Below are 23,723 nucleotides of genomic sequence, written 5' to 3' on the forward strand. Positions count from 1 at the left end.
AGCGGATGCGGTTGGATGGGGTCTGTGTCTGCTGATTTCACCGGGTTGAGGCGCGCGGCGCCGCTCGGCGACCCCCGCTTGGACCTGTGCGATCTGTACGTGTTCCAGTCACCCACCGATCCCGAGCGGACCACGCTGATCCTGACGGCGAATCCGGAAGCGGGTCCGCTGCACCCCAAAGCGGTGTACCGCATCGGCATCGACAACGACGGCGATCTGCGCAACGACATCGCGTTCAACTTCGTGTTCTCCGAACCGACCTACGACGGCGAACAGCCGCACCAGCGCGTCGACGTCCGGCTGGCGTTGCAGGCCGAGGCGAGGGTCGAGTCCGCGTGCGGGTCGGAGATCTTCGGCAACGTCGACGTGTCGTTCCACGGGGATCCGCACATCTGGCGGTCCCGCGGCGGGGGTTTCGTGTTCTTCGCCGGCGCCCGCCGCGACGCGTCGTTCGACTCGAACGTGATCGCGATGGCCGTCGAGCTGCCCACCAGCTATCTCGGGGCCGCCCCCGACGTGCGGATCTGGGCGCGGTGCACGCTGCGCCAGGACGGCCGCTGGGTACACGCCGACCGCATCGGCCACCCGTGGGTGAGCGGTTTCTTCAGCACCGACGAGGAACTGGCCGAGTTCAGCTCCGGCGAGCCGAACATGGACCGTCCGCACTGGATGGGTCACCTGATCGAGCTGATGGCCGAGACGGGCGGCTACAGCCGTGAGGAGGCCATCGACGCGATCGAGGCCGAGGGCACGCTGCCGGACGTGTTGACGTTCAACCCGGCCAAACCGGCCGCGTACCCGAACGGGCGGGCGCTGACCGACGATGTCGCCGACTACCGGTCGCGGTTCCTGACCAAGGGGCAGAAGGGCTTCTCCGGGCTCGGTGCGCCGACGGATCTGCTGCCCGAATTCCCGTACCTGAGCGATCCTCGGTAAGCGCTTATAGGATGCGCGCATGCCGCTGAGCGACGGCGAGGTCATCTCCGGATACACGATCTCGCGCATGTTGGGAGCCGGCGGTATGGGCGAGGTGTACCTCGCCAAGCATCCGCGCCTGCCGCGCTACGACGCGCTGAAGGTGCTCTCGGCGGCGGTGTCCACCGACAGCGAGTACCGGGAGCGGTTCAACCGTGAGGCCGACATCGCCGCGTCGCTGTGGCATCCGCACATCGTGCAGGTCCACGACCGCGGTGAGTTCGACGGCCGGTTGTGGATCTCGATGGACCATGTCGAGGGCACCGACGCGGCCAAGCTGCTCGCCGACCGGTATCCCGGCGGGATGCCGCCGGACCTGGTGGTCCGGCTGGTGACCGCGGTCGGGGAGGCGCTCGACTACGCGCATCAACGGGGTCTGCTGCACCGCGACGTCAAACCCGCCAACATCCTGATCGCCGACCCGGAGACCGAGAACGAGCGGATCATGTTGGCCGACTTCGGCATTGCCCGCCGGCTCGGCGAGGTCAGTGCGTTGACCGGGACGAACATGACGGTCGGCACCGTCGCGTACTCCGCCCCCGAGCAGCTGACGGCCGACGAGGCGATCGACGGCCGCGCCGACCAGTACGCGTTGGCGGCCACGGCGTTTCAGTTGCTGACCGGGACCCCGCCGTTCCAGCATTCGAATCCGGCGATCGTGATCAGCCAGCACCTCACCGCGCAGCCCCCGTCGATCGCGGTGCACCGGCCCGAATTGTCGGGTCTGGGTGAGGCGTTCACCAAGGCGCTGTCGAAGTCGCCGTCGGACCGGTTCGACCGGTGCGTGGATTTCGCCCGTGCGCTGGGGAATCGCAGTGGCGTGACCGGGCGGGGGAGTTCGGTGGACCACGACGCGACGACGTATTCACCGGCCGCCCCGGCCGGCCCCCGGCACGCCAAACCGGTGCCGGCCGCACCGGCCGGTTCCGGTATGCGCAACCGCATCCTGATCGGCTCGGCGGTGGTGCTGGCACTGGCCGCGGCGGCGGCGGTGGCCCTGCTCGCGGTGTTCGAGAAGGACGAGATCCGCGCCGGCGCCAAGGGACCGTCACTGCCGGTGGTGGTGGTCGGCGCGGACTGCGCGACGCTCGGCGGGGCCGGGATCACCCAGGACGGCAAGTCCGCCTACTGTGCCCGGCTGTCGTCGACGGGTGAGCCGCTGTGGTCGCTGTACGACGGGGAGATCCCGCACCCCAGCGCCACACCGGAACCCGGAAGCACCGCGCCCGCGGACGCCCCGGTGCTGGTGTGCATGGAGCAGACGGGCCAGAGCCAGAACGACTGTCACAGCGACATCCAGCAGGAGAACTCCGACCCGACCGCCAACGACAACCAGGGCGGCCAGAACTAGCCTCGCGTCACGGCCGGAATCGCATCGGCCCCGGCGAGTACAGACCCGAGTGGGTCGTCGACCCCAGTTCGATCTCGGCCGGCGTGGCGTCGACGATGGTGTCGAAGCGCCGCAGCGAACCCCAGTCCTGACCCCAGTCGTTCGACAGGTAGGTCGACATCACCGACGCCCGCAGCAGCAGGTCCGTGATGCCCAGCAGGCCGCCGTTGAGGCCGTCCTGCCAGGTGTCGGTGCTCTGCAGCTTCGCGTAGTAGTCCGGTGAGATCCTGAATTTGGGTACTTCGGTGACACCGTTGGCGTGCAGCATCGGCTGCTGGCACGGGAACGCCAGCCCGACCGCCCAGTCCATCAGCACCGGCTGCTCAGAGCCGACGTATTCCTGCACCGAGCGCAGCTCGGGAACCCGCGGCGGGGTCACCGCGACCCAATCCCCTTGTCCCAGCGACAGATCCTCGGCGACGACACGCACCGCGACCGCGTCGGCGGGTATCGCCGAGCGCGGGTAGCGCAGGTTGCGCCACGACGGGGTCGGGCCGATGTCGTACGGGCTGACCCGTCCCGCGGGCACCGGCGCCCCGTCGGGGCCGGCCACGGCGTACTCCAGATCCACGGTCTGGCCGGTGGTCAGGTTGTTCGCGACGCTGGTTCCGGTGATGGTGCCGGCGGCGGTGATCACCACCAGCGGGTGCGCGTCATCCGGTGCGGGCAGCTCGTACCATGCCGACGCGAGGCGGCTTTCCTGTTGCGGCCCCGTGGAATACGTGCCCGCCACCGGTACCCGGGCCGGGTCGAGCCCGTAGGGCAGCGGCACCGTGGACCCGTTCACGCCGGGCCGGGACAGCTTGATCGGACGGTTCCAGTCGTAATCGGTGCCGGGCTGCGGATTGTTCAGCCGGATCGCCTCGGCGATGATCCGGTCCGGAACTCCGTTGGGGGAGAAGCCCGTCGGCTCCTCACCGCCGAGCGCTCCGAGTGGGCCCCAGGAGGGTTGACCGGGGCCGTCCGGCAGGGGTGACAGGAAGCCGTCGTTGGAATCGGGTTCGACCAGCACGTCGTCGGCGAGGCCGCAGCCGCCGGCGAACGCGCGGATGTTGGCCCAGCCGTTGGAGTACGTCGGGTACTGGCGAACCACCCCGATGGCCATCGACGCCACCATGAACAGCACCATGAAGCCGGCCGCGATCGGGATCGGCGCCGCGGTCAGCACGTCGACGACGCGGGACTGCTGCTTGCCCCGCAGGTGCAGCCAGAACGCCGCGAACGCGGCGACGAAGAACAGTACGAAGAACACCGTGCTGGCGGTGACCCCGCCCAGTTGCGGTACCGAGTTGTTGAACGGCGCACCGAAATTCGACACGTACCACCACCCGTTGGTGGACGCGAAGCACAACGCCAGCACGAGCAGCAGCCCGGCCAGGAACGCCATCCGGTTGCGCGCCGAGCGCAGCACCGCCGGGGACACCAACACCGTGGCCAGTGCCGCCATCGCACCGCCCACAGCCGCGAACAGTCCGAAGTGGTGGATCCACTTGGTGGGGGTGAACATCAGGAAGAAGATCGTCGCGAAGATCACGCCCATCAGCCGCCACGCCGGCCCGCGGGCGACGCCGGGAACACGCTTGCGGCGCAACATGATGAACAGCGACGCGAACAGGCTCAGCGCGGTGAACAGGAACGCCACCCGGCGGGCGATCGCCCCGTCGGTGGTCGGCAGGATCAGGTAGTAGTAGCGCAGGTTCTCGGTCCACCACTCCTGGCTCGGACCGATCGCGGTGCGGATCTTGGTCGCCTCCAGCACCGTCGCCAGCGTCTGGTCGGCGAACACCACGGCCAGGATTACGGTGCCGGCGGCCAGCAGCGGCGCCAGCAGCGGCCACAGCCCGACGCTCTGGCGGCGCCGCATCAGGATCCGCAGGATCGGGCGGCCGCCCGCGAGCAGCGCGGCGACCGCGATCAGGCCGGTCGGCTGGATACCGAGGGTGAACGCCGCGGTGGTGATCGCCAGCGCGGCCGGGGTGAGCCGGCCCGAGGTGATCGCGCGTTCGATCAGGACGTAGGTGATCAGCGCGCCGGTGGCGATCTGGCCCTCGGGGCGCAGCCCGTTGTTGAACGGCATCCACGCGCCCAGCAGCACCAGCCCGGCCGCCCACAGCGCGGGGCGGCTCGCGATCACCGCGGGCCCGAGGCGGGGCAGCACCTCACGCGACAGCAGCAGCCAGCAGATCACCGCGCAGATCAGGTCGGGCAGCCGCATCCAGATGCTCGCGGTGCTGACCTGGCTCATCAGCGCCAGCACGTTGTAGTACCAGCCGAACGGGTCCTCGGGGCTGCCGAACCAGCGGAAGTAGTTCGACATGTAACCGGCGTGTTCGGCGACCCGCGCCATCTGCAGGATGTAGCCGTCGTCGGACGAGTTCGCCCCGATCACGTACCAGATCGCGAAGCCGCCGAGCACCACGCCGTCCACCGCGGTCACGGTGCGCCAGCGGGTCGGGATCAGGTGGTGCATCCGGCGCCCGTCGAGGCGGTCGAGCCGCCACAGCGCCAGGATCGCCAGGATCGTGCACACGACGGCGAGCACCATCGCGGCCAGTTTCAGCGCGGTCGGGTGCGTCGTGAAGCGGGTGTCGATCTCGGCGGAGAACTGCAGGCCGGGCGGGGCCGGGCCGGTCAGGTCGGTGAAGACGCCGACGATCGCGGGCCGCAGGTTCGGGTCCGGGTAGCCGCTGCGCTGCGGTTGGCCGGCGTCGGCGCCGTCGGTCTTGGTCAGACCGACGAACTCGGCGTAGGTGCCGTCGTGATTCGACGTGATCTCGATGCTGGAACAACCGGGGGCACCCCCGGTTCCGGCGACCCGATCACGCTCGACGCTGGCGACCACGACGTTGCGCACGATCACGTCGACGCGGTCCTCGGTGACGTTGAGCAGCATCGCGTTCAGCGCGGCGTCGCGGCCCTGCGCGGGGGCGGTGCCGAACACCAGGCCGCCGTCGGCGGGCATACCGCGCACGACGTCGCAGGGCACCGTCGCGGTCAGACTGACCGGGGCCTGGGAGATCAGCGGCGCGGTGACGTTGGCGAGCTGTCCCTGCTGCGGCCAGTTCAGCGTCGCGGTGGTCTGGGTGACCGGCAGCAGCGGCACCGCGACGGCCATCACGAAGCCGAGCAGGCCGGCGATGGTGGCGACCCAGCGCGCGATCTTCACGTCATCTTTCACGGGAGTGCCCTGATCGGTCCGCCGCGGCTCCAGCCGAACACTCGCTTCGACCCTTCCTCGATCACCGCGTCAGGTGCCTGCTCGGGCGGCACGACGCGCAGGTAGCGCTCCAGCGAGCCCCAGTCGCGGTACCAGTCGCCGCTCAGATAGCTCGGGATCGACTCGGTCCGCAGCAGCGCCTGGATGAACAGGAACGGCCCGCCGTCCTGGGCGGCCTGCCACTGGTTCGACGACACCACGATCTGCTTGAAGTTCGGCATGATCCGGTACTGCGGCAGCTCCGCGATGCCGAGGTGCTCGGCGAACGGGCGCTGGCACGGGAAGTTCGCGGCGGTGGCGATGTCCATCAGCACCGGGGTCTGCGTGCCGAGGAACTCGCTCGCGGTCTGCAGCACCGGAACCCGCGGCGGGGTGAACCCGAACCACTGGTCCTCCGACAGGTTCGGGTCGTCGGCGACGATGCGCGCGACGTTGGCCTCCGGCGGTGCGGTGTCCAGCGGGAAACGCAGGTTGCGCCAAGCCTTCTGGGCGAAGATGTCGATCGGGTCGACCTCGTTGAGCGCCTCGTACGAGCCGTCGGGGCGGTGCACACCCCACTGCAGCTTCAGCGACTGGCCGTAGTTGAACGAGCCGTCCTCGTTGTAGTACCAGATCGCGCCCGCGGCGGCGACGGCCACCAGCGGCCGGTCGGGGGTGCGGGGCGGCAGCTGATACCAGGCCGAGGTGGCCTTGGCGGCGATCCCGGCCTCGTCCGAACCGGGCTCCGCCCAGCTGCCCATCACCGGGGTGGTCTGCGGGTCGAGCCCGAACGGCAGGAACACCCGGGATCCGTTGACACCTTCGGGGCCGTAGCCGCCGCCGGTGCCGGCCGCGTAGCCGACACCGATGTTCGGCTTGTCGACGGGCCCGTCGGAGTTCGGGGTGCCGGGGTTGGCGGCCACCGGTTCGGCGGGCTCGAGGGTGTCGCTGACGCCGTTGGGGGTGAAGCCGACGGGGTTCTCGCCGCCGAGCGGGCCGTACTCACCGAAGCGCTGCCCCGGAACCGGTTGCAGCATCCCGGCGTTGGTGTCGGCTTCGACGAGGACGTCGTCGGCCATCGCGCAGCTCGTGCCGCCGGAGCGCAGCGCGGCGATGTTGGCCGCGCCGATGGTGTAGACGGGGTAGCGGCCGACGGTGGCCTTGACCATCGAGCCGAGTTCGAGCACGACCATGATCACCGCGACGATCAGCAGCGGCGTCGAGGCCAGCGCGCGGTTGCGGCCGGTGTCGGCGACCTGGGTGTGGCCGGCATAGTCCATCCGGAAGTGCAGCCAGCCCGTCAGCAGGCCGCAGGCGATGGCCAGCACCAGGAAGATCGTGGTGACGGGGTAGCCGACGATCACCGGCTGCTTGTCGAACCACGGCACGCCGTAGTTGGCGTTGTAGAACCAGCCGTTGATGCCCGAGGTGGCCCAGGCCAGCACGAACAGCAGTGCGGTCACGTACAGCGCCAGGTTGCGTCGGCTGTGCAGCCCGACCCGGGCGAACGCGAACGCGGTGACCGCGCCGAGCGCGCCCGCCAGCCCGGCGAACGCGCCGAACTGCACCGCCCACTTCGTCGGGGTCGGGATCAGCAGCAGCAGCCCGATCCCGGTGGTGCCGACCAGCCGCCACAGCGGCCCGTTCACCGCACCGGGCACGCTGCCGCGGCGCAGCAGCACCGCGATCACGCCGAACAGGCACAGCAGCAGGATCAGCACCGAGAAGCGCCGCGTCAGTGAGCCGTCGACGCTGTCCTCGACGGTCAGGTAGTAGTAGCGCAGGAACTCCTGGTACCACGGCACCGTCGGGCCGACGACGTACTTGATGCGCACCGACTCGGCGACCGAGGCCAGCGTCTGGTCCCGGAACACGACCACGAACAGCAGCGACGTGGCCGCGGTGAACGGTGCGACGGCCGAGAGCAGTCCGTCGGTGGCGCGCCGGGCCGACACCACGCGGGCGACGGCGCGCGCCCCGACCAGCAGCGGCGCGACCGCGACGAGGCCCTGCGGGGCCAGCGTCACGCAGAACACGGCGACGACGATCGCCACCGCGTAGGGCGCCAACTGCCGTCGCGCGACGCAGAGTTCGACCAGCATCCACACCGCGATCACACCGAACGCGATCAGCGGTTCGGGGCGCAGCCCGTTGTTGAACGGCAGCCACGCGGCCAGGAACACCGCGCCCGCGGTCAGCACCGCGACCCGGTTGTCGGCCAGCCGTTTCCCGAGCCGGGGCAGCACACAGTGGCTCAGGATCAGCCACGTAGCGATCGCGGCGGCGGTGGCGGGCAGCCGCAGCCACACACTGGCCGTGCTGATCGACGCCATGTGGGCCAGCACGCTCTGGTACCAGTCGAACGGCGCTTCGGACGCGCCGAAGTACCGGTAGTAGTTGGTGGTGTAGCCGGCCTCGGCGGACACCCGCGCGATGGTGGTGTTGTAGCCGTCGTCGGAGGTCTGGGCGCCGACGATGTGCCAGATCAGCAGGCCGCCGACCACGGCGGCATCGGTCAGCCACGTCCACAGCCCGGCGCGGCGCCCGCGGCGCAGCTCGCGCGGGATCCGGCGCCCGGACCGGCGGTCCAGGACGGCCAGCGCGACGATCGACGCGAGCACGCAGAGCACGCCGAGGGTCATCACGGCCAGCTTCAGCGTGGTCGGCGACGTGATGAACCGGGTGTCGACGTCGACGTGGGCGCGCAACCCGGCGTCGAGCCCGGTCTCCAGGTCGGTGAACATGCCCGACACCTGGGGCCGCTTGTCCGGGGGCAGCGTGCCCGCGGCGCCGGGGATCCCGACGAAGTCGGCGCCGACCGCGCCGACGTCGGCCCACACCCGCAGTTCACTGCACTCGCCGGCGTCGACGGCCTCGCGCGGGGCGACCGCGGCGACCGTGTCTCGGAACGCGACGTAGACGACGTCGGCGTTGGCACGCACGAACAGGCCGTTGCGTCCAGCGTCGATGCCGTCGGCCGGGTTGGTGGAGAACACCACGCCGTCCTCACCGGGCAGGCTCGCCACGGCGCGGCACGGGATGGTGACGTCGAGCGAGCGCGGCGCCCCGGACACCAGCGGCGCGGTGACGTCACTGACGTAGCCGTCGGCGTCCACGCTTTGCGGCCAGCTGATGGCCGCGGTGGACTGGGTGACCGGAAGCAGCGGGGTGAGCCCGCACAGCACGAGTCCGGCGAGCCCCGCGATGACGGCGACGAGGCGGGCGGACGGGGCAGGCACGAGGGTCGATCGTAGGCGACGTTCTTAAGCGGCCGGGTCCGGCGTGCCGGGGTTCAGCCCAACCGGCTAGCTCAGGCGAAGCGGCGCCGGGCTCCACAGGCCGCCGCGCTGGACCGTGCCGAGGTCCAGCCGCGCGGGTTCGGCGTCGGGGTAGAACGGCACCAGCCGCTGCAGCGCGCCCCAGTCGCGGAACCAGTCGTCCTTCAGGTAGGTCGGCACGCTGACCGGCCGCAGCAGCAGCTCGGTGATGCCGAGCGGGCCACCGCCGAGGTAGTCCATCACCGGTGAGTTGGCCTCGGCGCCGAACCTGTCGGGCAGGATCCGCCACTTCGGCACCTCGACGACTCCGTTGCGGTGGCCGAACGGCCGCTGGCACGGGAACGCGAGCCCGACCAGCCAGTCCAGCAGCACCGGGTCGGAGGATCCGACCACGTCCTGCAGGGTGCGCAGCTCGGGGATCCGCGGCGGGGTGATCGCGATCCAGTGCTCGGGGTTGAGGTCGTCGTCGCTGGCGACCAGCCTGACGCGGGTGGCCTCGGCCGGGATCGACGACAGCGGGACCCGCAGGTTGCGCCACGCCGGGGACGCCCCGACGTCGCCGAGGCTGATGTCGCCCGCCGGTTCGCCGTCGGCGCCGGCCCACTGTACGAGGACCTCTCCGGTGTCGAAGCGCCCGGCGGCGGCGACCACGAGCAGCGCGTCGGACGGGTCTTCCTCGTTCCAGCCCGCCGGCAGCTGGTACCACGCCGACCGCAGGAACGCCGGTTGCTGAATGTTGCTGCTCCAACTGCCCATCACCGGGACGCGGGCCGGGTCCAGCCCGAACGGCAACCGGGCCCTGGAGCCGTTGATGCCCGCCCGGGCGGTTGTGCCGCCCTCGGTGCCGGGTTCGCTGCCGCTGGCGGCGTCGCTGTCGGAGTCGGCGAAGTTGTCCGAGCCGGGCTGGTCCATCACCGGGTCGGCGGACAGATCCGACGGGATGCCGTTGGGACTGAAGCCTTCCGCGGTCGTGCCGCCGAGCGCCTCACCGACGGGGACGCCGTCGGCCGGTGCCAGGACACCCGCGTTGACGTCCTGCTCGACGAGGACGTCCTCGGCGAGCCCGCACGTCTTGCCGGTCAGGGCGCCCAGGTTGGAGCGCCCGACCGTCCAGGCCGGGTACTGGCCCAGCATCGCCGTGGTCAGCGACACCACCTCGAAGGTCACCAGCGCCCAGGTGGCGACCGCCAGCGGTGCCCGGGTGACGCGTTTCCAGATCGGTGGAGTGCCCGGCGGGGGCGGCTTGTCGCGGCCGGTGAAGTGCAGCCAGGCGGCGATCAGCAGCGCCAGCAGCGAGGCGCCGAGCAGCATGGTGGTGAAGCCGAACTTCCATTCCGGGAACGCGTTCGACCACGGCACCCCGAAGTTGGACACGTACCACCAGCCGTTGACCGTCGCGAACGACAGCGCGGTGATGAACAGCACCGCGGCGGCGAACACCGCGCGGTTGCGCGGTGAGCGCATCGCGGCCGCCGACACCGCGACCGCGGCGAGTGCGCCGAGCGATCCGGCCAGCCCGGCGAACACCCCGAAGTGGTGGGTCCACTTGGTCGGGGTGAACATCATCGCCAGGAACGAGATGATCGTGATGCCGATGATGCGCTGGCTCGGTCCCGCGGCCGTGCCGGGGATGCGGCCCTTGCGCAGCGTCATCGCGAGCGCGACGGTCAGCGACAGCAGCACCGCGAGCACCGCGAACCGGCGCGCCACCGAGCCGTCGGGGCTGGTGGTGAACAGCCGCGAGTAGCGGATGTGCTCGTCGAACCAGGCCAGGCTCGGGCCGACGGCGGACTTGAAGCTGCTGGCCTGCATCTCGGCGGCCAGGGTCTGGTCGCGGAAGATCAGGAAGATCGTGACGGTGCCCGCGGCGGCGATCGGCGCCAGCAGCGCCCAGTAGCCGAAGCGTGAGACATGGGCGGCCACAATGGTTTTCAGCGGTCCGATGGCGACCAGTAGGGCGCCGACGGCGGCGATGCCGGTCGGCCCGGAGAACAGGGTCAGCGCGCCGATGATGATCGCGACGGCGACCGGCAGCAGCCGGCTGGTCGCCACGCCGCGCTCCACCGAGCACCAGGTCAGCAGGATGCCCAGGGCGATGATCGGTTCGGGGCGCAACCCGTTGTTCAGCGGCAGCCAGAACGCGAGGAACAGACCGGCGGCCGTCCACGCCGCGGCGCGGCTGTGTTTGACCGAGGTGCCCAGGCGCGGGATCACCTCGCGGCTGATCACCCACCAGCAGGCCAGGGCCATCAGCAGTGTCGGCAGCCGCATCCACACGCTGGCGGTGCTGACGTGCGACCACAGCGCGAGCAGGTCGTAGTACCAGCCGAACGGGGCCTCGGGGGTGCCGAACCAGCGGTAGTAGTTCGCCATGTAGCCGGCGTTCTCCGACACCCGCGCCATGGTCAGGATGTAGCCGTCGTCGGCGGTATTGGCCCCGACGAAGTGCCACCACACCAGCACCGCGGTGACCAGCCCGTCCAGCGGCGACATCGACCACCAGCGCGGCGGCAGGAAGCGCTTGTGGCGGCGCCCGTCGGCGCGGTCCAGCACGTGCAGCGCGCCCAGCGCGATCACCGTCATCGCGACGCCGAGGATCATCGCGAGCAGCTTGATCCACGTCGGGGAGGTGCTGTAGCGGGTGTCGATGGTGGCCGAGAACTCCAGGCCGGGCGGGGCGGGGCCGGACAGGTCGGTGAAGACGCCGACGATCTGGGGCCGGAAGTCGTAGCCGCCCCGCTCACCGCGCAGCGGTTCGGGTCCGTCGGTGTCGGGCTGGCCGGCGCGGTCGGATTCGTCGGTCAGGCCGACGAACTCGCCGGTCACCTTGTCGGCGTGCGCGGTGAACCGCAGTTCCCGGCAGTCCGGGCCGAGCACCTGGTCCAGCGGGGCGCTGACGACCGGGGTGTTGCGGACGATCACCAGCAGGTCGTTGTTGACGCGCTCGATCAGCAGCCCGCGGTCGACGGCCTTGGGCGCCTGCTTCGGGACGGTGGACAGCAGCACGGTCCGGCCGGGCCGGTCCAGGCCGGCGGCGGCGCTGCACGGGATGGTGATCTCGAGATCGGTCGCGACATAGCCGATCAGCGGCGCGTCGACGCTGTTCAGCACGCCGTCCTGCGGCCAGTTCAGTTCTGCGGTGGTCTGGTCGACCGGCAGCAACGGGGTTGCCACAGCGAGCACCGTGCCGAGCAGCCCCGCGATGATCGCGATGAGGCGCGCGGTGCGGTGGTTGCTACCTGCAACGGGCTTGACCACGGGGCTAGATGGTAATTGGCTTGCGGATGGCCAGTACGAACGGCCCGATGGTGGACACGTCGAACCGCGGGTCGTCGAACAGCGCGTCGTCGAGGGAGACGTGGTAGCGCCGGACGTTCGGCTGGTTCGGATAGACGTCCTCGGCCAGGCGCAGCGTGTAGGTGTCGTTGGCGCCGCGGCGCATCAGGAACACCGCCGGCGGCTCCCACGGCATCGCGTCGAGTTCGGCGATGAACCGGTCGGCGTCGGTCAGCATCGCCCAGCTCTCGATCGCGCGGGCGCGCTGCTCGAACTCCGCGAGCGGGTTCGCGTAATGCGAGGTCAGGCCCTGGAAACCGTAGTACGGGTAGTACGACAGGAAGCTGTAGTCAGCGGTCAGCACCACCGTCTCGTTGCGGGGCCGGCCGGTGACCTCCTGGATGCGGGCGTCGACCTCGCGGTAGTACTGCTCGGCGCCGGGCGGGCGGCGGTCGGCGCGTTCGCCGTAGCCGTCGGTGTCGGTGTAGGCGACCACGATGTCGGGGCGCAGCACGTCGGGGATGTCCTGGGCGAAGGTCAGTGCGCCGAGTGTGCCGATCGCGGTCGCGGCGGCGACCACCCGCGGCGCGTTCTCGGCCTTCACCCGGGCCGCGACCATGCGGGTCACCTCGATGAAGCCGAACGCGCCCGCGGCGGCCAGCAGGATCGTCAGCGTCGGCTGCAGCCGGAACGACAGCAGCGTGGTGCCCAGCAGCGTCGTCAGCATCGACAGCAGCGACCACGCGTACACCGCGAGGACGGCGACCGTCAGCGCGCCGGCCCGGGTCGAGGAGCGGGCCCGGATCACCAGCCAGATCGTGCCGAGCATGCACAGCGCGCCGAGCAGGGTGAACTGCAGCATCGGGAACGACAGCTCGGCGCCGTCCTTGGGCAGGTAGTGCTGGGCGGTGCCGGACTCGGCGGGGGTGCCCCGAGCGGCCGCGAGCAGGTACGGACCCCAGGTGAGCAGCATGATCAGGCCCGAGACGACCGCGATCACGGCGACGCGCAGCAGCGGATCCCAGCGCCTGCGGGCGACGGCCAGCAGCACCGCCATGATCGCGATGGTGAACGCCGCGTAGCCGAACAGCAGCGTGTAGAACAGGCCCGCGACGCCGAGGAAGATGCCGGTGCCCAGCACGGCCGCCCAGCCGCCGTGGGGTCGGTCGCCCCCTTGCAGGCCGGACCACGCCAGCACGAACACCGGCGGCAGCAGCACCGCGATGATCGCGGCGTACGGCTCGGCGGGGGAATAGGCCAGCGCGGCGGCCGCGGTGGCGGTGGCGACCACCAGCGCGTACTCGAAGCGGATCATCCGCGCCCACAGCACGAACGCGAGCACGATCGCGATCGTGATCGAGACGATCGACCAGGGTTTGAACATCTCCCAGGCCGGCGTCCCGGTCAGCGCGGCGAGCCGGCCGCCGATCCAGAACCAGCCGGCCGGGTAGAACGGCGGCAGCCCGATGTAGGTCATGTCGTGCAGGCCGGGCGCATCGGCGAGCCGGGTCAGGTATTCGGTGCGGAACTGCTGGTCGACGGAGATGCCGAACAGGTAGAGCCGGGTCGCGCCGAGCGGCATCGCGAGCGTGACGACCGAGAACGCGGCCAGGAACAGCACCGCCGCGATCCGCGCCACCAGCTGGCGGCCCCGTCGCCACAGGATTCCGGCGGCGAGCAGGCCGATCAGACAGCCGACCTGGCCGACGGTGGTCAGCGCGTGCAACTGATTCGACGAGTTGTAGGCCGGCCACTCGACGCGTGAGATCGCGACGAGGCTGACGGTCGCGACGAGCGCGGCCACGACCGTCGCGACGAGCATCTGACCGAGCGTGGCCAGCGCTGCGCGCATCAGATAGGCAGCTTGCGGAAGATCGGCCGCGGGATGTGGCGCAGCACCATCATCACGAACCGGAACGCTCCCGGCGCCCAGATCAGGTCCTTGCCCTTGTTCGACGCGGTGACGGCCAGTTCGGCGACGTCCTCCTTGTCGACGGTGAACGGCGCCTCCTTGGCCCCGGTGGACTTCCAGTGCTCGATCGTCGTGGTGGTGCGGACCTGGCCGGGACGGATCACCAGCACGCGAACGCCGTACTCGCGCAACGCCTCTCCGAGGCCGAGGTAGAAGCCGTCCAGCCCCGCCTTGGTGGAGCCGTAGACGAAGTTGGAGCGGCGCACCCGCTCACCGGCGGCCGAGCTCATCGCGATGATGCGGCCCGAACCCTGGGCGCGCATCTTCTCTCCGAGCAGCACGCCGACCGAAACCGCTGCGGTGTAGTTGATTCCGGCGATCTGCACGGCCTTGCGCTGGTTCTGCCAGAGCTCCTCGGCGTCGCCGAGCAGACCGAACGCGACGACGGCGACGTCGACGTCACCGTCGGCGAACGCGGCGTCGATCACCTTCGGGTGGTTCTCGGTGTCGAGGGCGTCGAAGTCCAGCCACTCGACGGACTTGGCGCCGGCAGCGGCGATCTGCGCGAGCGCGGCGTCCTTGCGGGGGTGGTTCGGCAGATCGGCGAGGATCACCCGGGCCTTCGCGTTGCGCAGGTAGCGCTCGGCGATCGCGAGGGCGATCTCCGAGGTGCCGCCGAGAAGCAGGATCGCCTGGGGGTTGCCGGTGGCGTCAAAGACCATCTAGAGGAGCTCCAGTCGTCGGGCCATGTCGGAGGCGAACACCCCGTCGGGATCGACGCTGCGGCGCAACGCGATCCATTCGTCGATCCGGGGATACATGGCGTGGAAGGTTTCTGCGGTGGTGCGCGAATCCTTGGCGGTGTAGAGGCGTCCGCCGAACTCGAGCACCCGTTTGTCGAGACCGTTGAGGAATTCGTTCAGGCCGGCGGTGATCGGGAAGTCGACGCACACGTTCCAGCCCTTCATCGGAAAGCTCAGCGGCGCTTGATTTCCGGGGCCGAACAGCTTGAACACGTTGAGGAACGAGTAGAACCCCGAGCGTTGGATGTCGACGATGATCGCCTTGAACTCGTCGACCGCGTCGGTGGGCACCACGAACTGGTACTGGCTGAATCCGGCAGAGCCGTAGGCGCGGTTCCACTCACCGAACATGTCGAGCGGGTGGTAGAACTGCGTCAGGTTCTGCACCTTGCCGCGGTAGGTGCCCGATTTGAGGTACCAGAGCTCGCCGATCGGGCCGAACGTGTACTTGTTGGCCAGGCCGTTGGGGAACACGTCGGGGAACGTCAGCAGTTGTGGCGCATCGAATTTCAGCGGATTCTTCTGCAGCTTCTTCGGGAGCTGGTCGAGGGTGGCCAGCGATCCGCGCGAGATTGCGGCGCGGCCGAGCTTCGGGGGTGCGCTGATCGCGTCGAACCACGCGCTGGAGTAGGTGTAGTTGTCCTCGGTGCCGTCGCTGTGGAACGCGATGGTCTCGTCGAGGGTTCTGGTGACGTCGCCGTCGGCGATGAAATACGCGGTCTCGGTGGGGGTCATCTCGATGGTGGCGCGCAGGATGATGCCGGTGAGTCCGTTGCCGCCGACGGTGGCCCAGAACAGTGCGCTGTCGTCGCCGTCGGGCGTCACGGTGCGGATCCGGCCGTCGGCGGTGAGCAGGTCCATCGAGCGGACGTGGTTGCCGAAGCTCCCCGCGCTGTGGTGGTTCTTACCGTGGATGTCGCAGGCGATGGCGCCGCCGACGGTGACCTGGCGGGTACCGGGCAGCACAGGGACCCACAGTCCCAGCGGGAGCGCGGCGCGCATCAGTTGGTCGAGGTTGACGCCGGCATCCACGTCGACGAGGCAACTGTCGGAGTCCATCGAGTGGATGCGGTCGAGCGCGTTCATGTCGATGACGAGCCCGCCGCCGTTCTGGGCGTTGTCGCCGTAGGAACGGCCGAGGCCGCGCGCGATCACCCCGCGGCGGGATCCCTTCGGGCCCTCGGCGACCTGCGCGACGGCCTTGGCGATCACCTCGGGATCCGGCGTCGACAGCACCTGCGCGACGGACGGGGCGGTACGGCCCCACCCGGTCAGCCGCTGGGCGGTGGTCGGAAACTCGGTGCTCAACATCGTCACAGAGGGTACCGCCTGCGGCAGGTGGTCAGCGGAGCCGGAATATCACCGCTCGCTGGACGATGAAGTTGATCACGGTCGCGGTGCCCTGCGCGATCACGAACGCGACCGGCACCCGCCAGGGCTTTTCGTCGAACTCCATGTAGAAGAAGTAGTTGATGCCGACCTGCACGGCGTAGGTCAGCGCGTAGAGCACGCAGACCGCGATGAAGCGGGCCTTGCTCGGGGGCGCCTGGAACGTCCAACGCCGGTTGATCAGGTACGCGGTGGTGGTTCCCGCGATGAAGCTGAGCGTCTTGGCGATGTTGACGTGCAACCCGGCGGCCAGCATCAGCACGTACAACCCGAAGTCCACGACCGCCGCCAGCCCGCCGGTCACGAGGAACCGCCAGATCTGTGTCTTCAGGCTCAGCTGGGGTGACATCGGAGGCTCGGCCACCCGCGCAGCTTACGGGTTCAGAACGGCGGCGGGTCATCGCCGTAGTCCGGGTGATGTCGGTATCCGGGAATGGCGACACCGGGTAGCGGTGTGCGTCCCCGGGCGGCAGGTTGGCGTGCCAGGGCGGCGCGCTCGGCGGCGTTGCGCCGGCGTTCGGCGGTGATCCGGGCGGCCCGGTTCTGGCTGCGTGTGCGCCGCCGGGTGGGCATCGACAGGTGCCGTCCGGCGCGCGGCGGCGGCGTCTCTCCGGCGGGCGGCGGCGGTGGGGTGGTGGTGTCCCAGTCGGCAAACAGCAAGCCACTCAAGGGGTGTGTGGTGTACGTGTGCCCGGTCGGTGTGGTGATCGTGACACGGCCGTCCGGGTACTGGGTGTCGCTCCAGCCGGCCCAGAAAGTCTTGAGGAGATGGTGAAGACGGCAGTAGCACTTGGTGTTGGCGGGGTGGGTGACGCCCGCGGGCCACGGCACGGTGTGGTCGATGTCGGCGGTGTCGGCGGGCCGGTCGCACCCGGGGAAGCGGCACGTCAGGTCGCGTGCGCGGATGAACTCCTGCAGTTTCGCCGACGGCCGGTAGTGATCCTCGGTGCCGGTGGGGTCGCCGACGAATCGGACCGCGGCGCCGTGCGCGATGAGTTCGGCCAGCATCGGCGCGGGCAGCATCGCCCCGCGGGCGGTATAGATCAGGGCGGGCTTGGGGCGCGGTGGGGGCCCGGGCGTCTCGGGCGTCTCTGGCCCGGGTGTCGCGGCGTCCTCGCGGGGTTCCGCGCCGTGCAGCAGCGGGTCCTGGTCGGCGTCGATCGACTCCCGATCGGCGACGACGTGGATGACGAAGCTGGAGGCGCGGCCATCGTCGCCTTTGGCGGCGCACTCGGGGTTGTCACATCGGCAGGCCAGGAACGTCGCACCCGCGCTGATCGCCCCGGCCGCGTCGCTTCGGCGCTGATCGAGGGTCCGCGGATCGTCGGGGCAGACTCCGCGGGCGAACGTGGCGACGCGATGCTCAAGCAGTGCGGCATCGGAGACCGACATCCGGCCGTGCACGCTGGTGGTGCCCGCGGCGTCGGTGTGGGAGCCGACGGTGAAGTAACGCCCTCGGCTGCTGTGCTGGGTGCGCTTGACCGCATCGGGGTCATAGCGGTCGACCCAGGTGTCCACGGCCTGCTTCAGCTTGTACTTCGACAGCGGGCCCCACTTCGCCGCCCGCTCGGCCAGCGCGGTGTCCAGTTCGGCCAACGCCGTGGGGTCGGTGACCAGTTCCGTCCGCTCCAGGATGACCGTCACGGTCCATACCGGGATGTCTCCTGCCAGGAAGCGGGCGCCGAGTTTCGGGAAGCGATCATGCACCCCGACCGCAAGCTCGATCTGCTCGATCGCCCGCCCGTGCCCCAGGTTCAACGCGCACGCCAGCTGCGCGGCCAGCGCATCGCAGTCGTCGCACACCCAGAACGGATGATCCGCGCCCGCCTCGTCGCACAGGCGGCGGTGCAGTTCGGCGATCGCGGCCGTCTTGCGGGCCTCGGCCGCTGCGGCGGTGCGCGCCCAGGCGGTCACGGCGTCGATGAGCTCGGCATCCGAGCGCCCGGCGAGGTCGCGGAGCTCTGGAGCCGATCCATCGAACATGTGTTCGAGTCTACCTGCTCCTGCCGACAGGCCACGGCACCGAAAGTCAGCGGACCAGGCGGATCAACGGGATCGTCCGATTGCCGGCGCGCACTTCGTAGTCGCTGTAGCCCGCGTACATGTCGAGGGCTTTGTCCCATGCCGCCGAGCGCTCAGCGGGGTCGGTGATCTCACTGGCGGTATACGTGCCGCTGTGCTTGCCGGCGAGCACCTCGACGCGAGGGTTCGCTGTCAGGTTGCGGTACCAGGCCGGATGTCCGGGGCGACCGTAGTTCGATGCGATCAGGATCAGGGAATCGCCGTCGACGGCGTAAACCAGAGGTAGCTGGCGGCGCAACCCCGATTTCGCCCCCGTCGTCGTCAAGAGCATGACGGGAAGTGGGTAGACGCTGCTGACCCTGCCGCCGGTGAGTTTCAGTAGCGGTGGATCGAGCTTCGGTGCGACGCGGGTGGCGAACCACATGCCGGTACGGGTGCGGCCGAACTGCTCGATCGCCTTCCGGTACACGTCGAGCGCAGCCATGCCAAAACGCTACAACCCGCTGGCGCGCAGCACGTCGCATAACGCGGAAACCGCTGCGGCGAAGGCATGTTCGGCCGGGGCCGCGAAGCCGATGACGAGCCCGTCGCGGTGCGGGACGTCGGGTCCGGCGTGCGGGTGGCGCATGAGGGACAGGCCGACCAGCGTGATACCGGCCTCTCCGCACCGGTGCATCACCTCCGGTTCGGCGCCGTCGGGGAGCGTCACCAACAGGTTGAGCCCGGCATCCAACCCGCCCACCTCGACCTGAAACCGGGACAGCGCGGAGACGAGCGTGTCGCGCCGCCGCCGGTAGCGGTTGCGCATTCGGCGGATGTGGCGGTCGTAGTGCCCGCCGGTGATGAAGTCGGCGAGCGTCAGTTGGGTGATGGCGTCGACGTAAAACTGTTGTCCGCCAGCGGTTTCCACGACACGATCCACGAGCTCGTCCGGTAGCACCATCCAGCCCAGCCGCAGCACCTGGGTCAGGCTCTTGCTCGTCGAACCCAGATACGCGACGCGCTCCGGCCGCAGCGCCTGCAGTGCGCCCACCGGTTGGCGATCGAAGCGGAACTCGCCGTCGTAGTCGTCGTCGAACACGAAACCCCCGGTGCGGTCGGCCCATTCGACTGCTGCCATCCGGCGTGCCGGGTCCAGCGGCACGCCCAGCGGGTTGTGGTGCGCCGGTGTCAGGAGCGCCGACGTCGCGGTGCTGGACTCCAGGTCGGCGACGACGGCCCCTTTTTCGTCGATGCCGATCGGCACCGTGTCGACTCCGCACGCGGCGATCACGTCGCGGAAGATGAACAGGCCGTAGGCCTCCACGGCGATCGGGCCACCGAGCGTGCGCGCCAGTAGTTCGACGGCATGACGCACCCCGGCGCAGATCACGATGGAGTCCGCGGAAGCCCGCACCCCACGGGCGCGGGCGAGGTATTCGGCCAGCGCAGAACGCAATTCGGGCCGTCCCCGCGGATCTCCCATGCGGAGCGCCTCGGTCGGTGCCGCGCTCAGGGCCCGACGGGTCGACGCGGCCCACTGGGTACGCGGGAATTCGGAGACGTCGGGGGTGCCTGCCATCAGGTTGTGCACCGGAGCGACCCGGGCGCCGTGCGGGCGCGGCGGAACCGGACTCGCCGGCGCGGACACGTGGGCGGTGTCGACGACCCACGTTCCCGCGCCCTGCTTGGCGGCCAGCCAGCCTTCGGCCACCAGCTCGGCATAGGCGTCGGCGACGGTGTTGCGGGCCAGCCCCAGGTCCGCGGCCAGCGTGCGTGACGGCGGCAGCACGGTGCCCGCCGCCAATCGGCCGGACCGCACGGCGTCGCGCAACGCCGCAATCAACGTGTCCTTGGTGCCCCGGGCCCCCGGCCGCAGCACCCCGCGCAGATCCAGGTGCAGATCCCGGGCACCAGAATTGGACCATGAAGTCACGACGCAATTGAACCATCATTGTGGGTCAATGACTCCTAGTGTCGAAGACATGACCGCCACACTCAGCACCCAGTCCCGACTCAAGATCTACAAGTCCTCGCCAGAGCTGTACGACGCCATGATGGCGCTGTCCACGGCAGCGGCCAAGGACGTGGACCCGAAACTGGGCGAACTCATCAAGATCCGCGCGTCCCAGATCAACCGGTGCGCTTTCTGCCTCGACATGCACACCCGCGACGCCCGCAAGATCGGCGTCAGCGAGCAGAAGCTGGACGTGGTCGCCGCCTGGTCGGAAGCCGGTGACCTGTTCGACGAGACCGAACGTGCCGCGCTCGCGCTGACCGAGGCGATCACCGTCCTCGGCCCGCACGGCGTCCCCGACGACGTCTACGAGGACGCCGCGGCCGCGTTCTCCGATCGCGAACTCGGCCAGGTCATCGCGCTGGCCGTCACCATCAACGCCTGGAACCGCATCAACGCGGCCGTGCACACCGCGCCACCGCGCCGCTGACCCGAAGCCCGAGCGCGGGAAGTGTCTTTGGACCCTAGGGGGCGCCGGCGACAGCGACGAGGCTGAGTGGCATGGACGTCAAGACCTCTACCGATGCCCCGGTCACCGTGCTGTCGGACAGCGAGAGCTGGGATCTGCTGGGCAGCGTGTCGCTGGGCCGGCTCGTCACCACGGTCAACGGCTGGACCGAGATCTTCCCGGTGAACTTCGTCGTGCAGAAGAACACCGTGTTGTTCCGGACCGCCGAGGGCACGAAACTGCTGACCACCGCGCTGAACGAGTACGTCGTGTTCGAGGCCGACGACCACAACCTCGCCGAGGGATGGAGTGTGGTGGTGCGGGGCAAGGCCAGGCTGCTGGCCACCTCGACCGAGATCGCCGAGGCGCGGCGGGCGTCCCTGTACCCGTGGATCGCCACCCAGAAGGAACGCTTCGTCCGCATCACACCGCAGACGGTGACGGGCCGTCGCTTCGTCTTCGGCCCCGAACCCGACGCCACCGGGCTGTCGAGCTGAGCGTCACACCCAGTACGCGACGCGGGCGCGGTACTGGCGCATGGCCAGTGCCGCGAAGCCCCAGCCGACGACGGTGAGCACCAGCACCACGATCCAGTGCCGCAGTTCCTGATCGGCACCCAGCAGTGGGGCGCGGACGATGTCCAGATAGTGCAGCAGCGGGTTGAGTTCGACGATCTTGGCCCATCCGCCCGCGCCTTGGGCCTGCAGCGTCGACTCGTTCCAGATGATCGGCGTCATGAAGAACAACAGCTGCACGAGGCTGCCCAGCAGCGGGCTGATGTCGCGGTAGCGGGTGGCCAGGATGCCGAAACACAGGGCGACCCAGACACAGTTGAGCGCCAGCAGCATCAGGGCGGGGATCACCGAGAGGTCTGTCCAGCTCCACGGTTTCGGATAGATGATCGCGATGATCACGAAGATGATGATGTTGTGCGCGAACAGCAGCATCTGGCGCCACACCAACCGGTACACGTGCACCGACAGCGGTGTCGGGAGCTGTTTGATCAGACCCTCGTTGGCGACGAACACATCGGCGCCCTCGAGGATCGATGCGTTGATCAGGTTCCAGACGATCAGGCCCAGCGTGACGTACGGGAGATGCTCGGAGAGTTCGAGTTTGAACAGCATCGAGTACAGCCCGCCCATCGCGACGGCCGTCGTGCCGGTCGCGATGGTGATCCAGAACGGGCCGAGCACCGACCGCCGGTAGCGCTGCTTGATGTCCTGCCAGCCCAGGTGAAGCCACAGCTCGCGCTTGCCGAAGCCCGCCACCAGGTCGCCCCACGCCCGCGCGAACGTCCTGGACTGCGCGGCGGCATCCATGATCGTCATCGTCCAAACCTTTCGCGCCTACCCAAGCGGCGCAAGCGAATCCACTCGCGCAGGCCGGCGGGGTCTCGCCGGGAGATCAGAAAGTACCAGCCGTAGCGCAGCCACTCCTGCAGCAGCAGCTTGCGCATACCGGGCTGCGCCTGAAGGTAGCCGCGGTTGCGATAGGTGAAGTAGCGCTTCGTGTCGTTGTCCGGGTACTGGGCGTGCATCTTGCCACCGAGAATCGGTTTGAACTCGTCGCCGCCCTGCGGATGCAGGTACACCGCTTTGAGACAGGTGCCGAACGGAAGCCCGGAGCGCTGCAGCCGCCGATGGAGTTCGGTCTCGTCGCCGCGGAAGAACAGTCGCAGGTCCGGCACGCCGACGGCTTCGAGCGTCTCGGCGCGAAACAGCGCGCCGTTGAACAGATGTGAGATGCCCGGCATCAGGTCCGGCAGGCTCGATTCCACCCGAAGCTCGCTGACGTACCGCCGCCACGACAACCCCCGCCGTAGCGGGAACGCGAGCTTGTCCGGGTTGTCGAGATCGCAGATCATCGGTGAGACCTCGGCAAGGCCGTGCCGTTCGGCGCAGTCCAGCAGCGTGGCCAGCACGTCGGAATCCGCCGGACGGCCGTCGTCGTCGGCCAGCCAGACCCAGTCGGCGCCCAGGCTCAACGCGTGCAGCATTCCGAGCGCGAATCCGCCTGCCCCGCCGAGGTTCCGGAGGGACCCGAGGTACGACGTCGGCACCGGTTGGCCGGTGACGAGGTCGCGTACCCGGTCGTCGTGGTCGTTGTCGACGACGATCAGGTGGTCGGGGCGGCGGCTCTGCGCGCACACCGCGTCCAGGGATTTCGCGAGCTCGTCGGGCCTGCGGTGGGTGACGACGACCGCGACGATGGTCTCCGTCATGCGGACCGGTTCTCCCGCTTGTTCTCTTCCAGCACCTCACGCACATGCCGAGCGGCGTCCTCGCCCTCGTACGCCCGCACGACGTCCTCGATCTCGCCCTGCATCCTGATCGTGCCGTGGTCGATCCACATCGCCGTATCGCACAGCCGGGCCAGGAACTCGTTGGAGTGGCTCGCGAACACCAGGATCCCGGAGCGCGCGACCAGATCGGACAGCCGTGACTGCGCCTTCTTCAGGAACTCCGCGTCGACCGCGCCGATGCCCTCGTCGAGCAGCAGGATCTCCGGGTCGATGCTGGTGACCACGCCCATGGCCAGGCGCACCCGCATGCCGGTGGAGTAGGTGCGCAGCGGCATGTTCAGGTAGTCGCCGAGCTCGGTGAACTCCGCGATCTCGTCGACCTTGGCCATCATCTGCTTGCGGGTCTGCCCGAGGAACAGGCCGCGGATGATGATGTTCTCGAACCCGGAGATCTCCGGATCCATCCCGACGCCGAGGTCGAAGACGGGGGCGACGCGCCCGCGCACCGAGGCGACGCCGCGTGTGGGCTCATAGATGCCCGACAGCAGCCGCAGCAGCGTCGACTTGCCCGCTCCGTTGTGGCCGACCAGGCCGACCCGGTCACCGAGCTTGAGGGACAGCGTGATGTCGCGCAGCGCCTCGATGACCACCACGTTGGACTCGTTGCGCCCGATCGCCCCGCCGGCCTTGCCCAGGAAGGCCTTCTTCAGGGAGCGCGTCTTGGCGTCGAAGATCGGGAACTCGACCCATGCGTTGCGCGTCTCGATACAGGGTTCGTCGGGACTGGTCACGC

At 69.5% G+C, this 23,723-nt stretch carries 17 protein-coding genes; 4 read left to right on the top strand and 13 right to left on the bottom strand.

The window, feature by feature from the left end; translation table 11 throughout:
* Positions 1 to 24 precede the first annotated feature (24 nt).
* Positions 25 to 936 (top strand): DUF4331 family protein, encoded by a 912-nt coding sequence (locus BST38_RS08280; RefSeq protein WP_083142985.1) that lies wholly within the window; start codon positions 25 to 27, stop codon positions 934 to 936.
* 19 nt (positions 937 to 955) lie between these two features.
* A complete protein-coding gene (locus BST38_RS08285; protein WP_083142809.1) occupies positions 956 to 2,326 on the top strand; it encodes a serine/threonine-protein kinase in 1,371 nt (456 codons plus the stop codon).
* A gap of 7 nt (positions 2,327 to 2,333) precedes the next feature.
* Here the strand turns inward: BST38_RS08285 and BST38_RS08290 are convergent, their stop codons facing one another.
* The 10 genes from BST38_RS08290 to pdxR form a co-directional block, all read right to left on the bottom strand.
* Positions 2,334 to 5,543 (bottom strand): arabinosyltransferase domain-containing protein, encoded by a 3,210-nt coding sequence (locus BST38_RS08290; protein WP_110781693.1) that lies wholly within the window; start codon positions 5,541 to 5,543, stop codon positions 2,334 to 2,336.
* On the bottom strand, positions 5,540 to 8,800 hold the full coding sequence (locus BST38_RS08295) for an arabinosyltransferase domain-containing protein (protein ID WP_083142811.1): 3,261 nt from the start codon (positions 8,798 to 8,800) through the stop codon (positions 5,540 to 5,542). The genes BST38_RS08290 and BST38_RS08295 overlap by 4 nt, the downstream gene beginning before the upstream one ends.
* A 66-nt stretch (positions 8,801 to 8,866) precedes the next feature.
* On the bottom strand, positions 8,867 to 12,097 hold the full coding sequence (locus tag BST38_RS08300) for an arabinosyltransferase domain-containing protein (protein WP_083142812.1): 3,231 nt from the start codon (positions 12,095 to 12,097) through the stop codon (positions 8,867 to 8,869).
* A 4-nt stretch (positions 12,098 to 12,101) separates the two neighbouring features.
* Complete coding sequence (locus BST38_RS08305) at positions 12,102 to 13,967, bottom strand: galactan 5-O-arabinofuranosyltransferase (RefSeq protein WP_083142813.1); 1,866 nt, start codon at positions 13,965 to 13,967, stop codon at positions 12,102 to 12,104.
* Positions 13,967 to 14,749 carry a decaprenylphospho-beta-D-erythro-pentofuranosid-2-ulose 2-reductase gene (gene dprE2 / locus BST38_RS08310; RefSeq protein WP_083142814.1) on the bottom strand — a complete coding sequence of 261 codons (783 nt, stop codon included), beginning with the start codon at positions 14,747 to 14,749 and terminating at the stop codon, positions 13,967 to 13,969. Before dprE2 ends, BST38_RS08305 begins: the two co-directional genes overlap by 1 nt.
* Entirely contained in the window at positions 14,750 to 16,141 is a 1,392-nt protein-coding gene (gene dprE1 / locus BST38_RS08315; RefSeq protein ID WP_083142986.1) for a decaprenylphosphoryl-beta-D-ribose oxidase, read from the bottom strand. It lies immediately after the preceding gene.
* Positions 16,142 to 16,172: 31 nt separating this feature from the next.
* Positions 16,173 to 16,568: a GtrA family protein gene (locus tag BST38_RS08320; protein ID WP_083142815.1), complete on the bottom strand. Its 396-nt coding sequence runs from the start codon at positions 16,566 to 16,568 to the stop codon at positions 16,173 to 16,175.
* Between the two features lie 32 nt (positions 16,569 to 16,600).
* Complete coding sequence (locus BST38_RS08325) at positions 16,601 to 18,202, bottom strand: HNH endonuclease signature motif containing protein (protein ID WP_083142816.1); 1,602 nt, start codon at positions 18,200 to 18,202, stop codon at positions 16,601 to 16,603.
* A 46-nt stretch (positions 18,203 to 18,248) separates the two neighbouring features.
* Positions 18,249 to 18,725: a nitroreductase family deazaflavin-dependent oxidoreductase gene (locus BST38_RS08330; RefSeq protein ID WP_083142817.1), complete on the bottom strand. Its 477-nt coding sequence runs from the start codon at positions 18,723 to 18,725 to the stop codon at positions 18,249 to 18,251.
* Between the two features lie 9 nt (positions 18,726 to 18,734).
* Complete coding sequence (pdxR, locus tag BST38_RS08335; RefSeq protein WP_181791965.1) at positions 18,735 to 20,156, bottom strand: MocR-like pyridoxine biosynthesis transcription factor PdxR; 1,422 nt, start codon at positions 20,154 to 20,156, stop codon at positions 18,735 to 18,737.
* A 49-nt stretch (positions 20,157 to 20,205) separates the two neighbouring features.
* Here pdxR and BST38_RS08340 point away from each other — a divergent pair, with 49 nt between their 5' ends.
* Both BST38_RS08340 and BST38_RS08345 read left to right on the top strand, forming a co-directional pair.
* The gene (locus BST38_RS08340; protein WP_083142818.1) at positions 20,206 to 20,667 is read left to right on the top strand and encodes a carboxymuconolactone decarboxylase family protein; all 462 of its coding nucleotides are present in this window, start codon (positions 20,206 to 20,208) and stop codon (positions 20,665 to 20,667) included.
* A 71-nt stretch (positions 20,668 to 20,738) separates the two neighbouring features.
* Positions 20,739 to 21,182: a pyridoxamine 5'-phosphate oxidase family protein gene (locus BST38_RS08345; RefSeq protein WP_083142819.1), complete on the top strand. Its 444-nt coding sequence runs from the start codon at positions 20,739 to 20,741 to the stop codon at positions 21,180 to 21,182.
* Positions 21,183 to 21,185: 3 nt separating this feature from the next.
* On the opposite strand, the gene wzm is transcribed toward BST38_RS08345, so the two are convergent.
* Genes wzm through wzt form a run of 3 tightly spaced genes read right to left on the bottom strand, consistent with a single transcriptional unit; the run spans position 21,186 to position 23,721 of the window.
* Positions 21,186 to 22,016, bottom strand: a complete 831-nt coding sequence (wzm, locus tag BST38_RS08350) for a galactan export ABC transporter permease subunit Wzm/RfbD (RefSeq protein WP_083142820.1) — start codon at positions 22,014 to 22,016, stop codon at positions 21,186 to 21,188.
* The gene (glfT1, locus tag BST38_RS08355; RefSeq protein WP_083142821.1) at positions 22,013 to 22,909 is read right to left on the bottom strand and encodes a galactofuranosyltransferase GlfT1; all 897 of its coding nucleotides are present in this window, start codon (positions 22,907 to 22,909) and stop codon (positions 22,013 to 22,015) included. The genes wzm and glfT1 overlap by 4 nt, the downstream gene beginning before the upstream one ends.
* Positions 22,906 to 23,721 carry a galactan export ABC transporter ATP-binding subunit Wzt/RfbE gene (gene wzt / locus BST38_RS08360; protein WP_083142822.1) on the bottom strand — a complete coding sequence of 272 codons (816 nt, stop codon included), beginning with the start codon at positions 23,719 to 23,721 and terminating at the stop codon, positions 22,906 to 22,908. Before wzt ends, glfT1 begins: the two co-directional genes overlap by 4 nt.
* Positions 23,722 to 23,723: the final 2 nt, after the last annotated feature.

The sequence above is a fragment of the Mycolicibacterium parafortuitum genome, from assembly GCF_002086815.1.
Lineage (GTDB): Bacteria > Actinomycetota > Actinomycetes > Mycobacteriales > Mycobacteriaceae > Mycobacterium > Mycobacterium parafortuitum.

Coding starts and splice junctions, on each gene's coding strand:
- BST38_RS08285 (WP_083142809.1), top strand. CDS start 956: ATGCCGCTGAGCGACGGCGAGGTCATCTCCGGATACACGATCTCGCGC.
- BST38_RS08305 (WP_083142813.1), bottom strand. CDS start 13,967: ATGCGCGCAGCGCTGGCCACGCTCGGTCAGATGCTCGTCGCGACGGTC.
- dprE2 (WP_083142814.1), bottom strand. CDS start 14,749: ATGGTCTTTGACGCCACCGGCAACCCCCAGGCGATCCTGCTTCTCGGC.
- dprE1 (WP_083142986.1), bottom strand. CDS start 16,141: ATGTTGAGCACCGAGTTTCCGACCACCGCCCAGCGGCTGACCGGGTGG.
- BST38_RS08320 (WP_083142815.1), bottom strand. CDS start 16,568: ATGTCACCCCAGCTGAGCCTGAAGACACAGATCTGGCGGTTCCTCGTG.
- BST38_RS08325 (WP_083142816.1), bottom strand. CDS start 18,202: ATGTTCGATGGATCGGCTCCAGAGCTCCGCGACCTCGCCGGGCGCTCG.
- BST38_RS08330 (WP_083142817.1), bottom strand. CDS start 18,725: ATGGCTGCGCTCGACGTGTACCGGAAGGCGATCGAGCAGTTCGGCCGC.
- BST38_RS08340 (WP_083142818.1), top strand. CDS start 20,206: ATGACCGCCACACTCAGCACCCAGTCCCGACTCAAGATCTACAAGTCC.
- BST38_RS08345 (WP_083142819.1), top strand. CDS start 20,739: ATGGACGTCAAGACCTCTACCGATGCCCCGGTCACCGTGCTGTCGGAC.
- wzm (WP_083142820.1), bottom strand. CDS start 22,016: ATGACGATCATGGATGCCGCCGCGCAGTCCAGGACGTTCGCGCGGGCG.
- glfT1 (WP_083142821.1), bottom strand. CDS start 22,909: ATGACGGAGACCATCGTCGCGGTCGTCGTCACCCACCGCAGGCCCGAC.